Origin of the sequence: Caballeronia mineralivorans PML1(12), assembly GCF_001028175.1 — a bacterium.
GTDB classification, from domain to species: domain Bacteria; phylum Pseudomonadota; class Gammaproteobacteria; order Burkholderiales; family Burkholderiaceae; genus Caballeronia; species Caballeronia mineralivorans.
Genome location: NZ_AEJF01000056.1, coordinates 51344 through 66549, shown reverse-complemented (window position 1 = coordinate 66549; position 15206 = coordinate 51344). Strand labels below are relative to the sequence as shown.

General features: G+C 60.7%; 17 protein-coding genes. 6 read left to right on the top strand and 11 right to left on the bottom strand.

The features are described 5' to 3' along the window. Positions 1-28 precede the first annotated feature (28 nt). From EOS_RS06710 to EOS_RS06690, 5 genes are all read right to left on the bottom strand, one after another. The gene (locus tag EOS_RS06710) at positions 29-247 is read right to left on the bottom strand and encodes a BrnA antitoxin family protein (protein ID WP_047845817.1); all 219 of its coding nucleotides are present in this window, start codon (positions 245-247) and stop codon (positions 29-31) included. A 248-nt stretch (positions 248-495) separates the two neighbouring features. Then, positions 496-1563, bottom strand: coding sequence for an ABC transporter ATP-binding protein (locus EOS_RS06705; RefSeq protein WP_047845816.1), 1068 nt, complete (start codon positions 1561-1563; stop codon positions 496-498). A gap of 14 nt (positions 1564-1577) precedes the next feature. Next, positions 1578-2405 (bottom strand): ABC transporter permease, encoded by an 828-nt coding sequence (locus EOS_RS06700; RefSeq protein ID WP_047845815.1) that lies wholly within the window; start codon positions 2403-2405, stop codon positions 1578-1580. After that, complete coding sequence (locus EOS_RS06695; RefSeq protein WP_235442724.1) at positions 2402-3265, bottom strand: ABC transporter permease; 864 nt, start codon at positions 3263-3265, stop codon at positions 2402-2404. The genes EOS_RS06700 and EOS_RS06695 overlap by 4 nt, the downstream gene beginning before the upstream one ends. A gap of 206 nt (positions 3266-3471) precedes the next feature. Continuing rightward, positions 3472-4611, bottom strand: coding sequence for an ABC transporter substrate-binding protein (locus EOS_RS06690; RefSeq protein ID WP_047845813.1), 1140 nt, complete (start codon positions 4609-4611; stop codon positions 3472-3474). A 487-nt stretch (positions 4612-5098) separates the two neighbouring features. Between EOS_RS06690 and EOS_RS06680 the strand changes: the two genes are divergently transcribed. Next, positions 5099-5869, top strand: a complete 771-nt coding sequence (locus EOS_RS06680; RefSeq protein ID WP_047845811.1) for a DeoR/GlpR family DNA-binding transcription regulator — start codon at positions 5099-5101, stop codon at positions 5867-5869. A gap of 8 nt (positions 5870-5877) precedes the next feature. Here the strand turns inward: EOS_RS06680 and EOS_RS06675 are convergent, their stop codons facing one another. Beyond that, a complete protein-coding gene (locus EOS_RS06675; protein ID WP_047845810.1) occupies positions 5878-7551 on the bottom strand; it encodes a Na/Pi cotransporter family protein in 1674 nt (557 codons plus the stop codon). Positions 7552-7736: 185 nt separating this feature from the next. On the opposite strand from EOS_RS06675, the gene EOS_RS06670 reads away from it, so the two are divergent. The 4 genes from EOS_RS06670 (at position 7737) to EOS_RS06655 (ending at position 11163) form a co-directional block, all read left to right on the top strand. Continuing rightward, positions 7737-8420: an HAD family hydrolase gene (locus tag EOS_RS06670; RefSeq protein WP_047845809.1), complete on the top strand. Its 684-nt coding sequence runs from the start codon at positions 7737-7739 to the stop codon at positions 8418-8420. A gap of 103 nt (positions 8421-8523) precedes the next feature. After that, the gene (locus tag EOS_RS06665; RefSeq protein WP_047845808.1) at positions 8524-9801 is read left to right on the top strand and encodes a NupC/NupG family nucleoside CNT transporter; all 1278 of its coding nucleotides are present in this window, start codon (positions 8524-8526) and stop codon (positions 9799-9801) included. A 10-nt stretch (positions 9802-9811) separates the two neighbouring features. Further along, the gene (locus EOS_RS06660) at positions 9812-10201 is read left to right on the top strand and encodes a cytidine deaminase (RefSeq protein WP_047845807.1); all 390 of its coding nucleotides are present in this window, start codon (positions 9812-9814) and stop codon (positions 10199-10201) included. Then, positions 10198-11163, top strand: coding sequence for a nucleoside hydrolase (locus tag EOS_RS06655; RefSeq protein ID WP_047845806.1), 966 nt, complete (start codon positions 10198-10200; stop codon positions 11161-11163). The genes EOS_RS06660 and EOS_RS06655 overlap by 4 nt, the downstream gene beginning before the upstream one ends. On the opposite strand, the gene EOS_RS06650 is transcribed toward EOS_RS06655, so the two are convergent. Both EOS_RS06650 and EOS_RS06645 read right to left on the bottom strand, forming a co-directional pair. Next, positions 11160-11834 (bottom strand): alpha/beta hydrolase, encoded by a 675-nt coding sequence (locus EOS_RS06650; protein ID WP_047845805.1) that lies wholly within the window; start codon positions 11832-11834, stop codon positions 11160-11162. The genes EOS_RS06655 and EOS_RS06650 overlap by 4 nt on opposite strands. Positions 11835-11850: 16 nt before the next feature. Then, a complete protein-coding gene (locus tag EOS_RS06645; protein WP_047845804.1) occupies positions 11851-12240 on the bottom strand; it encodes an MAPEG family protein in 390 nt (129 codons plus the stop codon). A 99-nt stretch (positions 12241-12339) separates the two neighbouring features. Here EOS_RS06645 and EOS_RS06640 point away from each other — a divergent pair, with 99 nt between their 5' ends. Then, a complete protein-coding gene (locus tag EOS_RS06640) occupies positions 12340-12738 on the top strand; it encodes a PPC domain-containing DNA-binding protein (RefSeq protein ID WP_047845803.1) in 399 nt (132 codons plus the stop codon). On the opposite strand, the gene EOS_RS06635 is transcribed toward EOS_RS06640, so the two are convergent. From EOS_RS06635 to EOS_RS06625, 3 genes are all read right to left on the bottom strand, one after another. Further along, positions 12729-13559 (bottom strand): phosphatase PAP2 family protein, encoded by an 831-nt coding sequence (locus EOS_RS06635; RefSeq protein WP_053063787.1) that lies wholly within the window; start codon positions 13557-13559, stop codon positions 12729-12731. The two genes, EOS_RS06640 and EOS_RS06635, sit on opposite strands and share 10 nt — an antisense overlap. Next, positions 13546-14400: a metallophosphoesterase family protein gene (locus EOS_RS06630; protein ID WP_047845802.1), complete on the bottom strand. Its 855-nt coding sequence runs from the start codon at positions 14398-14400 to the stop codon at positions 13546-13548. Before EOS_RS06630 ends, EOS_RS06635 begins: the two co-directional genes overlap by 14 nt. Positions 14401-14668: 268 nt before the next feature. Then, positions 14669-15109 (bottom strand): CBS domain-containing protein, encoded by a 441-nt coding sequence (locus EOS_RS06625; RefSeq protein ID WP_047845801.1) that lies wholly within the window; start codon positions 15107-15109, stop codon positions 14669-14671. Positions 15110-15206: the final 97 nt, after the last annotated feature.

The window sequence follows — 15206 nt, the reverse complement described above, 5'->3', positions numbered from 1 at the left end:
TCTTGAACTTACGCGCCAGTCGTTGTGCTCAAGCCGCCTGCAACGGATGCTCGCTCAGATAAGTGCGCAGCGCGTTGTTCATCCGCGTTTGCCACCCTTCACCGGTCGCGCGGAAAGCGGCAATCACATCCGCGTCGTAACGCACGCTGACCTGCTCTTTCCGATGCTCTTTCGGCGGCCGGCCCATGCGGCGTTCAGCCATCACCTCGGGGAAGGGGCGCAGCGCCTTCATTTCTTGCGTTGACAGTGCCGCCGAGTCGGGATCGGCACCGCCTCATATCCGGTTCTTGTACATCGGCTCACGGTTTCGCTCCACGCTTCCTCCCCACGCTCGGTCACCCTCGCGCAGTTGCGCTTCACTTCGTTCGCTGTGGTCAACTCACGGGAGGACTTACACCTCCAAGATTGCGCCCATGCTGGGCGCACCAAGAAAAAGCCGCTTGCGCAATGCGAAGCGGCCTTCTTTGAAACAGTGGACCTACCGCAAGCCAACGATCAGGCACCCTCTTCCAGCACCAGCAGATTCTCATGCGAGAACCCGAGCGCCACGGGTTGTCCCCGCTCCGGCAATCGTCGATTCGGGTCGTTGAACACATCGAGTGAAATCACGGACTCATCCACGCGTGTCCTGATCCGCACCACCGCGCCCAGGAAGTTGACCTCCTCAACAGTCGCCGCGAGCGTATTGCGTCCGTTAGCCGGTGCCTCCAATACGATCGCTTCGGGGCGGACGGCAAGCATCCGCTGCTTGCCGGCGTCGCTGGAACTGAGCGCGTGCGAGGTCCGCAACTCCTGGCCGCCGACCACGATCTTCCCGCTCGCCGGGTCCACCACCTGCCCCGACAACAGGTTCAACGTGCCGACAAACGACGCCACGAAGCGCGTGCGCGGAAAGTTATAAATCTCCGATGGCGTCCCGATCTGCTCCACGCGCCCTTCGTTCATCACCACGATACGGTCGGAAATCGACAGCGCCTCTTCCTGATCGTGCGTAACGAAAATCGATGTAATGCCAAGCTCGCGCTGCAAGTTGCGGATATCTTCGCGCAAGGAGACGCGGATCTTGGCGTCGAGGGCGGACAGCGGTTCGTCGAGCAGCAGCACCTGCGGTTTGCTGGCCAACGCACGCGCCAGCGCCACGCGCTGCTGCTGGCCACCCGACATTTGCCATGGATACCGGTCTGCGAGCTTGGGCAGCTTGATCAACGCGAGCATTTCCTCCACCCGCGCCTTGATCTCCGCCTGCGGCCGCCCCAACACCTTCAGCCCGAAGCCGATATTGTCCGCCACCGTCATGTTCGGAAACAGCGCATAGGACTGGAACACCATGCCGACCTTGCGTTGCCGCGTACGTACATGGGTCACGTCGCGGCCGCCGAGCTTGATCGTGCCGCGCGTGGGCGTTTCGAAGCCAGCAATCATTCGCAGCACCGTCGTCTTGCCGCAACCCGAGGGCCCGAGAAAAGTGATGAATTCGCCGCGTTCGATCTGCATATCGAACTGATGCAGCACGGTATTCGTGCCGAAAGTCTTGGAAAGGTTTTCGATCTCGAGAAGTGCCATGACAAGCCTGCCCTTTAAATTTTTTGTCCGGCGAGAGAGCGCGCCGAGCCGAAGACCTGAATAAGCCCCATCGAGGCCCACGTGATAGCGAACGCGATGATCGCGAGCGCCGAGGGTTCATACGCCCGGTTCGCACCGATGAGTTGCAGATACGGTCCGAACGCCGGACGGTTGAGCAGGCTCGCCAGCGTGAATTCGCCGATCACCACCGCGAACGTCAAGAACGCACCCGACAAGATCCCTGAGCGAACATTCGGAAAGATGATCTTGAAGAGGATGGTCGGCCAGTTCGCGCCCAGGCATTCGGCCGCTTCGGTGAGCGAGCGGACATCGACGGCGCGCAGACCTGCATCGACGGATCGGTACATATAGGGCAAACACAGCGTGACGTAACCGCAGATCAGCAGGAAGTCGGTTGCGCGCTCGTTGCCGGTGAGCGGCAGGAACGAACTGCTGTTATAGATATGCAGATAACCGAACACGATCACGATGGCCGGAATTACGAGTGGCAACAACGTGATGAACTCGATCAACGGACGCAGCTTCGGCAAGCGCAACTGCACCCAGTAGGCGGTCGGGACAACCAGCAGCACCCCAAGCACGATGGCGAATACGCCCATCATGATGGAATAGCCGAACGACGCCTGGAAATGCGGGTCGGTGAGCACGACGCGGTAGGCGTCGAAGCTGTATTCACCGCGCCGCATCTTCAGGCTGAACTCCACTGTCGCGAACAGCGGCAGCAAGAAGTACAGCGCACCGACCACCATCGCGATCCACGCGCCCGCCCGCGTCTGAGCCCGAACCTTGTTGTCCGGAGTGACTGTGGCAACGGTGCTCATCGACGCCCCCTTTCAGCGCGCGAACGCAGCCAGATATAACCGCCGTTAGACAATCCAGTCACCAGCACCATGCCTAGCGCGAGCGCATAACCAAGATTTTCGTTGTGCAACACGTCACCGCGAATCTGCGCATAGAGCACGATCGGCACGATGTTGAGCGAGCTGCCGGTCAGCGCATAAGCCGTTGCCACAGCGCCGAACGCGTTCGCAAACAACAACAGCGTGGCGCCCAGCACGCTCGGCCAGAGCACCGGCAACGCGACGAACATCCAGTAGTGGTACGCACTGCCGCCCAGACAATCGCACGCCTCGCGCCATTCGCGCTTCAGGCCGTCGAGCGCGGGCGTGATGATGAGAACCATCAGGGGAATCTGGAAGTACAGATAGGTCAGCGTCAGCCCTGTGAAGCTCAGGATGCTGAAGCCAGTGGAATACAGATTGATGCCGACGTACTTCTTCAGCAGCACCGTGACGAGCCCGACGCGCCCGAGCGTGCAGATGAACGCGAATGCGAGTGGTACGCCCGCGAAGTTCGACGCCACACCGGAGAACGTCATCAAGGTCGGGCGAATCCACACGGGCAACTTACCCTGCACGGCGGCCCAGGCGAGCAGCAGTCCGAGAAATCCGCCACCCAGTGCCGATGCCGCGCTGACCTTGAAGCTGATCCAGTAGGCATCGAGCACACTGGGCTGCAGCAGTTCGCGGAAATTACCCAGCGTGAAATGGCCCTGCGCGTCCTGGAATGCGCCGACCATCAGCCACGCGGTAGGCAGCAGCAAGAACAATACGGCAAACGCAAAAAACGGTAAGACGCCGAGATAATTCCACGCGGGCGACACGCGTCGCGCCGCTTTCATGCCGGGGCCGAGCGACGGGTTCGACTGCCCCTCGCGCTCCTCATGTCCGGACATGGGCGTGGCGATCTTCGATGAAGTGCTCATGATGTCGCTCTTGACTGACAGGCCGCGCTGGGGACAAGCACAAAGCGCGAGCCGGAAGGGTAGCCGGACCTCAAGTCCGGCTACCCATGCACTGCGTTACTTCGTGTGACTACTTCAAGTAGTTACTTCACGTTTGCGCCAACCACCTGATCCCACTGCTTCGTGATGAGCGCCTTCGAAGCGTTCTGCTCGTCGAGCGTCGGGAACACCACGTTCTTGTAAGCCGACGGCGGCGGCAGCTTGGCGAGCAGCGCTGCCGGAATCTTCTTGTTGGCTTCCAGGTCCTTGAAGCGGATCGGATGGCAGTAACCCGTGAGCCAGCCAATCTGGCCTTCGTCCGAATACAGGTATTCCATCCACAACTTCGCCGCGTTCGGATGCGGTGCGTAAGCACTGATGCCCTGCACATAGACGCCAGCCACTACGCCGGTCTTCGGCACGACCACCGCCACCTTCGGATTTCCCTTCAGCGTATCGCGATCCGCGAGCGCGTTGTAGTCCCAGCGCACGATGATCGGCGTGGTGCCCTGCGCCAACGACGCCGCCTTGCCGATCACTGGAACGAAGTTGCCGTTCTTGTTCAGCGTACCGAAGTAACTCAGGCCCGCAGCGCCGGCCTTCGATGCGTCGCCCTTGCTCTGCGACAACCCGGCCGCGTACACGGCCTGAATGGCCTGGTTGGCCGAACGCGGATCGCCCGCGAGCGCAACGGCATTCTTATAGTCGGACTTGAGCAGGTCGGGCCAATCGGCGGGGATCTTGTCAATCATGTCGGTGTTTACTTGGAACGACAAGACGCCGTAATAATCTCCGTACCAGTAGCCGTCCTTTTCCTTGGCCGAATCGGGAATCGAGGCCCAGGTCGACACCTTGTAAGGCTGCAGCAAGCCCGCGGCTTGTGCCGTCGGTCCAAACGACAAACCGACGTCGATCACGTCCGGCGCCTGGGGGCCCGTATTGCCTTTATTAGCCTTGATGGCTTCGACTTCGTCACCCGAACCAGCGTCCGGATTCAGTTCGTTTACCTGGATACCGTACTTCGCCTTGAAGCCCTCAATCACCGCGCCATAACCGCACCAGTCGTGCGGCAACGCGATCGTGGTCAACTGGCCTTCCTTCTTCGCAGCAGCGATGAGCGAAGCCGGCGGTGCCGCCACGGCTTGCCCCGCCACCGCGGTCAACGCGGCGATAGCTGCCGTAATGGATGCCTTGCCGCCAACCCGGCGTAATGTCGAGATCACTCGCAACCCGTCTTGATTCATGGTGTTTCCATCCTCTGCCTGCGTGCTTACGTTTTTGGAAAGTTGCGTGCTGCGTGCATGCTGCATAGTCCGAAACTTGTTTTTAATGCGCACTCACATCTGGCGCGCACGCGACTCTGGCGGCCAAATGTTTAAGAACAATGACGACGGTGAAAAAGATAGCAATCCAGGACTGTTTTCAGGCACTGCGGACAGTCGAAGGGAACTATCCGCAGTGTGACGGAGAGACTAAGTTCAAATACCCAAATTCGCAAGTATCCAAAAAAATGCAACATCGACAGCGTCGGTTCTTGTTAATCTTTCAGCTGGAATCTGCGATGCATCCGGCCGCGGGGAGCTAATTAATATTGGCGACACACGGGCGACACATAGTCCGCTCACAGAATTTGAAGGGCTGCTGAATTTGAAGATCCGCTGAACGGGCGGCCCGGGGTTTCTACTCGTTTCCACCTAGTTTTCGCTCGACCTCAACTCTCAGGAATACAGCATGTGGCAGGAAGATCGTCATCAGAGAATTCGCGCGCTGCTCGCCACGCTTGAACGCGTGTCGACCGAACGCATCATGGCCGAACTCGGCGTGTCGCGCGAGACAGTCCGGCGCGATCTGGTGGATCTGGAAGCACTGGGTGAATTGCGGCGCGTGCATGGCGGCGTGACGCGCCCCGCTGACGAAGCGCCTATCGCAGAACGCAGCCACACGCACGTCAAGTCGAAGAACGCCATTGCACGTGCAGCCACCGCGCTGGTGAGCAGCGGACAAACCTTGTTCATCGACGCCGGCACGACCACCGCCATCCTCGCCGAGGAGCTGGCCAAGCTCGCTAACCTGACCATCATTACCAACTCTATCGACGTCGCACAGAAGATGCGGGCGACCGGCGAGAAGACCGACACGAGTAACGAGATCATCCTGCTCGGCGGCTCGATCAGCGACCGTGCATTTGCCACGGTGGGCGGCACGACCGTAGCCGAGATTCTCCGATACCGCGCCGACGTCGCGTTGCTCTCGCCGGTCGCCATCGATCACCGGCATGGCGCGACCAATTTCGATCACGCTGAAACGGAAGTGGCGCGCGCGATGGTCGCGCATTCGGACCGCGTGGTGATCCTGGCCGACTACAGCAAGATCGGGCAGTGCAGCAGGATTGCGTTCTGCCCGATCAATCGTGTGGATATACTTATTACCAACAAGAAAGGCGCTGACGGCCCTGCGCTGCTGTCGCTGCGTAAAAAGCTGCCGCAGGTGATTCTCGCCTGAGGTGGCGTTTAAACGCTGTCGTTACCGTAGGTCGCGTCGAGCACACGACGACGCAGCCGAGTGTCGCGCAACGCACCGGCTGCATCGAGCACCGGGTACGCCGTCGAGCAAAACAGCGAGTTAAGGCGCTTGAGGTCGCTGATGATGTCGAGATGCAAGGCGCTGGTTTCGATGCTGCGCGCACTCTGCCCGGCCAGCCGGTCCAGGTGCGCATATGAATAACTGCGCTCGAGATCGCGGAACCTTTCCTTCTCTGCCAGCAGGCGCTCGGCGCTGCGCAGATCGCTGTTGAGAAACACGCTCAGGCCCAGTTGCAGAGTCAGGATCACGCGTGCATGCAGGTCCTCCAGCTCGGCCAGCCCCTCCGGCGAAAACGCCAGCCGGTGCATGATCTTCTTCTCCTGGATGTTGGTCACCACTCGCTCGATGATGTCGCCGGCATGCTCCAGATTGATCGTCAAGGTGATGATGTCGGTCCAGCGGCGGCTGTCCGCTTCGTCGAGTTGTTCGCGTGAAATGCGTGCCAGATAGGTCTTCACGGCGGCATACAACTGATCGACGTCGTCGTCCATGCGGATGGTCGAGCGCGCCTTGGCCGGATCGTTGGCACGCATCAGTTCGACCAGGTTGTCGAGCATTGTGCGGATGATGTCGCCGATCCGCAGTGCTTCGCGCGCGGCATTCGCCAGCGCCAGAGTGGGTGTGGAGAGCGCGACGGGATCGAGATAGAGCGGCCGCAATTCCGGGTTCGCTTCGGGCCGGTCCGGCAACACGCGGTAACACAGGCGCGAGACCAGATCGATCAGCGGCATGCAGGCGACGCATCGCACCATGTTGTAGGCGAGATGGAACGTGATGACCGACTCGCGTGGATACGGGATCAACGCGCCAATTCCTTGCGCGATCCACGGAGCGAACGGCAGCACGATCAATGCGCCAGCCAGCTTGAACAGGACATTGCCGAGCGCGAGGCGCCGTCCGGCCGGGTTTTGTCCCAGCGTGCCGATCACGGCAAGCAGGCCGCTGCCCAGGTTCGCACCAATCACGAGGCAAACGGCCACCTTCAGCGAAATCACACCGGACGACGCCAGCGTCGCGGTCAGCAGGACCGCCGCGAGACTTGAGTAGGAGATCATGGCGAAGGCCGCGCCCACCAGGGTGTCGAGCATCGAGTCGCCCGTCAGCGCCCCGAACATGACCTTCACGCCCTCGCCCTGCATCACGGGCTGCGCGGCTTCCACAATCAGATGCAGCGCCAGCAGGATCAGCCCCAGCCCGATCACCGTTCGCCCCACCTGGCCCGTGCGGGTCTGTTTGAAGGACAGGAACGCGATCACACCGCCGAGCAGCAGGATGGGCGACAACCACGAGAGATCGAGCGTGAGTACGCGCGACATCAGCGCCGTGCCAACGTCCGCGCCAAGCATGATCGCGAGCCCGGGCGCGAGCGGCAGCAGGCCCTGCGCCGCGAAGGACGAAGCGAGCACGGCGGTCGCGTTACTGCTCTGGACCAGGCTTGTCACACACAAGCCCGCGCCGAACGCTCTGAAGCGGCTGTTCGCGCTACGTCCCAGCACGCGCCGCAATTCGGCGCCGAAGACCCGGAGGATGCCGGTCCGGACAATGTGCGTGCCCCATACCAGCAACGCCACGCCCGACAGGATATTCAAGAGAATCAACATGAGGCTGCTTCCGTTGTTCGTTCCGACTGTACTGCGATTCGTGCCATGATGCCACGCAAATGAGTTGTACAATTTTGCTTTGTTGTAGTTTTGGGTATTTAACGATACGATCGAATCGGGTTGTACAACGTGCGCCGGACGGTGTGGTCCGGTGCACTTTTTACCGGTATTTAAGGGCTATACGGATGAGTCGTACTCTGGCGTTGTTCGATCTGGATCACACGTTGCTGCCGCTGGATAGCGATCAGTCGTGGGCGCGCTTCTACGCCACACTTGGTTTCGAGGGCAGTGCGGACCATGCGGAGGAAATCGATGCGTACTACCAGCAATACGTAGCTGGCACGCTCGACATGGACGCGTATCTGGGCCTGACGCTCGCGCCGCTCGCCCGTCATCCGCGCGCGCAACTCGATGTATGGCACGCGGACTTCATGAAGACGGTGATCGAACCGGCCATCCGCCCTGAAGCGCTTGCGCTGCTGCGCCACCATCTCGACGCGGGGCACTTGTGCTGCATCGTTACCGCGACTAATGCATTCATCACAGCGCCTATTGCAAAGGCACTTGGCGTTGAGCATCTGCTGGCAATCGAACTAGGCACTGAAGGTGACGATCCGCTCGGGCGTTATACCGGGCGCTCGGTGGGCGTGGTGACCTTCCGCGAAGGCAAGATCGTGCGGACCGAGCAATGGCTTGCGTCGCGGGGATTGAAGCTGGACGACTTCGAGGCGAGCTATTTCTATAGCGATTCCGTCAACGACGTGCCCTTAATGGAACGTGTCACGCATCCTGTTGCAACGAATCCCGATGCGAAATTGCGGGTGATTGCTGCTGAGCGCAACTGGCCGGTGGTCGAGCTGTTCGCGTAGAAGTTCTACATGCGGCACCAGGCGCAATCGGCCGCCCTATTCTCTAAACCCCACACATGGCGTAGCATCCGGCCATTCCTCAGACAAACATAAATCAAGAGACATGGCCCTGATCGCACGCAACCTGCTCGGCATCGCCGTACTGCTGCTCATCGCTTTCATCTTCTCTACCAATCGCCGCGGCATTCGCCTGCGCACCGTCTTACCCGCACTGCTGGCACAGGTTGGCATCGGCGCATTCATCCTGTTCGTGCCCGTCGGCAAAAGCGTGCTCTCAGCCGCAGCGGCAGGCGTCAATCACGTGCTCGGCTACGGCAACGCAGGAATCGAATTCCTGTTCGGCGGCCTCGTTCAATCGAAGATGTTCGAACTCTTCGGCAACGGCGGTTTCGTCTTCGCCGCACGCGTGCTGCCCGCCATCATCTTCGTGACCGCATTGATCTCGGTACTCTATTACCTCGGCATCATGCGCTGGATCGTGATCGTGCTCGGCACGATCTTCCAGAAGTTGCTCGGGGTGTCGAAGATCGAATCGTTCTCGGCCGTCACCACCATCTTCCTCGGCCAAAGCGAAATGCCCGCGGTCGTGAAACCGTTTGCGCGCAACATGACGAGCGCGGAACTGTTCGCCGTGATGTCGAGCGGCATGGCGGCAGTCGCGGGTTCAGTGCTCGCGGGTTATGCGGGCCTCGGCGTGAAGGTGGAATACCTGCTCGCTGCGTCGTTCATGGCAGTACCTGGCGGATTGCTGTTCGCCAAGATCATCCATCCTTCAACCGAAGCCAGCCGTGTCACGCTCGATAACCTGAACTTCGACGAAAAACGCCCGGCGAACGTGATCGAAGCAGCTAGTTCCGGTGCGACCGTCGGCCTGAAGATCGCGGTCATGGTCGGCGCCATGCTGATCGCGTTCGTCAGCCTGATCGCGTTGCTCAACGGTATTGTGGGCGGCATCGGCGGATGGTTCGGCGACCCCAATTTATCCATGCAATCCGTGCTCGGCGCCGTGTTCGCGCCGCTCGCGTATCTGATCGGCGTGCCGTGGGATCAGGCCACGCTCGCCGGCAACTTCCTCGGCCAGAAGCTCATCCTCAACGAATTCGTGGCCTACGCGTCGCTGTCCCCGTACTTGAAGGACTCCGCCAGCGTCGCCGCGGCTGGATTGCAGGTGCTCGATCCGCGTACCATAGCGATCTTGTCGTTCGCGCTGTGCGGCTTCGCGAACTTCTCGTCGATCGCCGTGCTGACCGGCGGCTTCAGTGCGGTCGCACCCGAGCGGCGCTCGGAAGTGGCGCGCTACGGCCTGCGCGTCGTGCTCGCGGCCACGCTCTCGAACCTGATGAGCGCGACCATCGCGGGCATGTTCCTGACGCTGAATTAAGGAGAAAATCATGACGATGGATCAGTTGCTCGAACGCGCGAAGAACGCACGCGAACGCGCCTACGCCCCCTATTCCAAGTTCAAGGTCGGCGCCGCCTTGCTCACAAAAGACGGCCGCGTTTTCGATGGCTGCAACGTCGAGAATGCATCTTATGGATTGTGCAATTGCGCGGAACGTACGGCGTTTTTCAGCGCGATCGCCGCAGGTTACGCGCGCGACCAGTTCGCGGCACTGGCCGTAATCGGTAACACGGATGGCCCCATCGCGCCCTGCGGCGCATGTCGTCAAGTAATCATTGAACTGGGCGGCCCCGAGTTGACTATTCGCCTCGGCAATCTCAACGGCGCGATCCGCGACACTACCGCCCGCGAACAACTCCCCGACGCGTTCTACCTATGACAATCCATAAGGTTATTTACGACACGGATCCCGGTGTCGACGACGCCATGGCGCTAGTGTTCCAGGCGCTGCATCCAGAGATCGAACTACTTGGCATCACGAGCGTGTTCGGCAACGCGACCATTGATACGACCACGGCCAACGCGCTCTATCTGCGCTCGCGTTTTGCGCCCGGCGTGTCGGTGGCGCGAGGCGCGGCAGCGCCGTTGCATCGCGCGCCGCCTGCACCGCTCGGCTGGATCCACGGCGACAACGGTCTCGGCAATATCGAACTGAGCGAACCCGCCGATACCACGCTCGACGCGCGCCCGGCGCATGAGTTCATCGTCGATACAGTGCGTGCGCATCCCGGTGAAGTGACGCTGATCGCGGTCGGTCCGCTGACGAATCTTGCGCATGCACTGGAAGCCGGCCCGGACATCGCCCGGCTAATGAAGCAGGTCGTCATCATGGGCGGTGCATTTGGCATCACGGGCGTGCTCGGTAACGTGTCGCCCGCCGCCGAGGCCAACATCATGTGCGATCCCGATGCAGCGGATATTGTGCTTGGCGCTACGTGGCCGGTGACACTCGTTGGCCTCGACGTCACGCAAAGCACGATCATGCCAAACGAATGGCTTGCAACGATTCGCGATGGCGCGGGCGACGCCGGCCGGTTTGTGTGGGACGTATCGCGTCATTACGCGCAGTTCCACCATGACAGCGCCGGACTTGAAGGCATCTACGTCCATGACGCGTCGGCGGTGGCGTACGTGCTGGCTCCGCATCTCTATACCGTGCGCAAGGGTCCGGTGCGCGTCCTGACCAGCGGTATCGCAACCGGTCAGACGATACAAAAACCCACTACCATGCTCGTTCCCGCGCCGGACTGGGACGAACGTCCGGCGCAGTCGGTTTGCGTTGGCGTGGATGCTGCAGGCATGCTTGAGTTATACAAAAACACCTTGTTCAAGGCACTTTAACCGCGCAGCTTGTCGCCCAGCCACACTCGCAAGGCGTCGACTTCCTCGGCGCAAACCGAGTGTTGCATCGGGTACGTATGCCACTCCAGCTTGCAGCCATGCGCAAGCGCAAAGTCGCGGCCCTGGGTCGCCAGCTCGATCGGCAGCACGGGGTCCTGCGTGCCGTGCGCGGCGAAGATCGGCGTGTCGCGGTTCGCCTCGCTGAACGCCGCATCGATCAAAGCAGGCGACGGTACGTAACCCGATAACACGATGAGTCCGGCCAGTTTCTCGGAATGCGTGAGCCCGGCCGTGTAAGTCATCGCTCCGCCTTGCGAGAATCCCGCCAGAAATATCTTCGAGGTCGGGATACCGCGCTCGTTCTCACGCGCGATCAGTTCGCGAATCCGCTCGCACGATGCCTTCAGCCCGGCTTCATCAACGCGGCGGTTGACGCCTTCGAACGACAAGATGTCGTACCACGCCCGCATCACATAACCGTTGTTGCCGGTAACGGGCATTTCGGGAGCGTTGGGAAAAACAAAGCGCACACCCGGCAAATCGCCCAGACGCAGCTCGGGCACGAGCGAAATGAAGTCGTTCGCGTCGGCGCCCAGGCCGTGCATCAGGATCACGGCGAACTCGGGATTCGGCGCGGTTTCCACGTCGATCGTGGTAAGCAAAGCGGTCATTGACTGGACTCCGGTTTCAGATGATAGGGACGAGGACAAGGAGGATTCCGAAGAGCGATACGAGCCATACCAGCGAGCGCAGGAACGGAACCCCGGCCGCATACAAGGGCAGGTAGACCACACGCGCGATGATGTACAACCACGCGCCCCACAGCGTCAGCGTTCCTTCGCGGCCAGCCAGATGCGCGATCAGGATGGCTACGGCGAACACGGGCAACGTCTCGAACAGGTTGCCCTGCGCGCGCATCAGCCGGCCGGTCAGCTTGCCGACCGGCGGTCCAGGTTCGTCCCGGGGGCCGCCATTATGACCAAGGCCCACTTCGCGGCTTCGAATCACCGACGGCAGCAGCACTTGAATCAGGGCGAGAACAAGCGCCCAGGCGAGGATGTGAAGTTCTGTCGTCATGGGAAATGTCTGTTTGAGTGCATGAATCCAGGGGGCTTTGCGTGAACCGGGATCATCATGCCATCATTGAAGCATCGCGTAGCCCGTGGACATTCACTTATGCAAACACTTCCCTTGCGCCTTGTTCCCGGCGACGACCTGCGCGGCGCACTCGAAGCCATTGCGCGGGCCAATCCGATCGGCGCTGCGTTCGTGATGCAGGGCATCGGCAGCCTGAGCGTTGCGAACCTGCGCTATGCCGGTCTCGATCAACCGACCCGGCTCACCGGCGACCTCGAAATCCTCACGCTTGCCGGCTCTCTTGCTGCCGACGGCGCGCATCTCCACATGGCCGTCTCCGATGCCCAAGGCCACGTGTCCGGCGGCCATGTATCGGTGGGTTGCATCGTGCGAACGACGGCGGAAATCCTGCTCGTGCGCCTGGCCGGCTTCCGCTTCTCACGCGAGTTCGATCCCCGCACCGGCTTTCCCGAACTGTCGATCCACCCTCAGGCCTGACCCCGCGAAGGCCAGTACCTGCGCGTCAACTCGATGCTCAAGATACACGCCACCAGCCAGACCGTTCCCAACGCAAAGCCCGCCAGCACGTCGCTTGCAAAGTGCACGCGCAAAAATACGCGGCTGCTCGCGGTCGTGAACGCAATGACCGTGGCAGCGATGACCGTCGGCAAGCGCCAGCCTTCCGGCAAGACGCGCACCAGCACATACGCAATGATGCCGTACGTGACGAGAGACCCCGATGAATGGCCGCTGGGAAAACTCCATCCGCTGGCGGTGGCGATCGATTCATCATGCACTGGCCGCACACGTTCGAAGACATGCTTGAAGGTATTGTTGAGCAGGCCGTTGCCGACTATCGCGAGCACAAAACCGATGGCAAGCGCGTACTTTCGCCGTACCGTCAGGATGGCTGCGCCGAGCACGCACCAGATGCCGAGCAACCATGCATCGCCGAGATGCGTGATCAGCGCGAATGTGCGAATCACATCGATTGGAACTGCGCTCGCGATGCCGTCGGCAAAAGCCTGATCGACACGGCCGAGTGTTTCGCCTACGCCGATTTCGTCGGCGATCGCGGCGAACAACGCACCCGCTCCAACAATGACGCCAAAGCTCACCGCCAGGTGAACGACCAGCAGAACCTTGCGCGACGGACCCCCATCTTCGCGCGGCACGCCGTAGCGATGCACGAGCCCCCAGACACTTAGTACCACGACCATCGCAAGAACCAGCGATACCGCAAACAACAAAACTGCATGCTCGCCCGCCACATGCGCCAAGTTAATCAAGCCGGTGTACGGCTCGTCAATCTGTTTCATAAACCGTCGCTAAAGGAGTCTTGAGTGACTCAGTATCAAAGTCGAGTTCGTGTTGCATGACAGATTCAAACGATGCGCGCGCCCGGTTGAAATCCCAGCGCGCAACGCTCACGTGGCGCGCGTCCGTACGCGATGCGTCGTAGTCGATCATATTCACCGAGTTGGGCACGGCGCCACGCACGCGCGAGGACAACGACGTCCCCGCCTGCACCGCCCACATTCGACGCGGCAGGTCCTTGTAGGCAACATGCAGAGGTGAAACATAAGGGAGATGAATATGGCCGCCCAGGATCAAGTCCGCGCCCGCTTGCGACCAGCGTTCGATTGCATGTTCGCGGCCGTGCAACAAGTTCCTGATGTCATTGGCACGTGCAGCCACCACCGGCTGATGCGTCACGACAACGCGCAGTTGCTGCGGTGTGGCACGTTCGAGCCGGCGTGCCACGCGCTCGACCTGCTGCTCCGATACTTCGCCATCCTTATGACGATACGCCCGCGTCGTATTGACACCAATCACCAGCAACTCCGCCGATTCGAACACGGGTTCGAGATCGTACCCGAATACGCGGCGATGGTTCGCATAGGGATGCACCACACGTGCGAAAAGATTGTAGAGCGGAATGTCATGATTGCCCGGCACGACAACAAAGGGCGTCGCATCGAATCTGTCAACGAACGCGCGCGCTGCATTGAATTGCGTACGCCGTGCGCGCTGCGTGATGTCGCCGGACATCACCACAAGGTCGGGCCGCAGGGCAGTGGCGAGACGCAGCAATGCTTCCACGACCGGCGGTTGTTCGGTGCCAAAGTGCGGATCTGAAATCTGGAGCAACAGGGTCATGAGCGATTGGCATTGGTCGGATCAAGTGTTACTCGGCGATAAGCCAGGCGCATCGAAGTCAGGCCTATGCGCAGTACCTGGCAATTATGACAGTCAACTTACAGATTGATCGAACGAAAGCGATGCAGGGACTCACGCTGGAGCCTTAAAAGAAGGACTTTGAACAACACAAGTTGACGCCCGCGGCATTGGCGCGATGCACACGCAGCCGCACAAACAAAAACACAACGCGGCGTTCATACGCCGCGTTGCGTCCCTCCCGGGCAAGCTACACGTGCTCGCCTCGTATATATCCCTCGAGCTGATGAATCGTGAACTGCTGCTCGGAGATAATATTTTTCACTAGGTCGCCGATCGAAATCATTCCCACCAGCTTCTCCCCATCGATCACAGGCAAATGCCGCATGCGTCGCTCGGTCATCAGCGCCATGCAGTCGTCCGTGGTCTGGTCGGGCCGCACGAAGCGCACTTGCGACGTCATGATCTCGCGCACTGGCGTCTGCCGCGAGACACGGTCCATCAGCACGACTTTGCGCGCATAGTCGCGCTCGGTCACGATGCCGACGATCTCTTCGCCGTGGGTCACGATCAGCGCGCCAATGTACTTCTCCGCCATCATCGCGATAGCCTCGTAGACCGATGCCGTGTCGGCGATCGTGAAGATGGTGTGATCGGATTTCGAATTAAGAACTTGTGCGACTGTTGCCATCGAACGCCTCCGTTAAACCGCGCGACGCCTGCCGGCTGGCGGGCGTTCCACATGGCTGAATAGCCGGCGCCGGACGGCGCGACAGGTTCGCCACGAA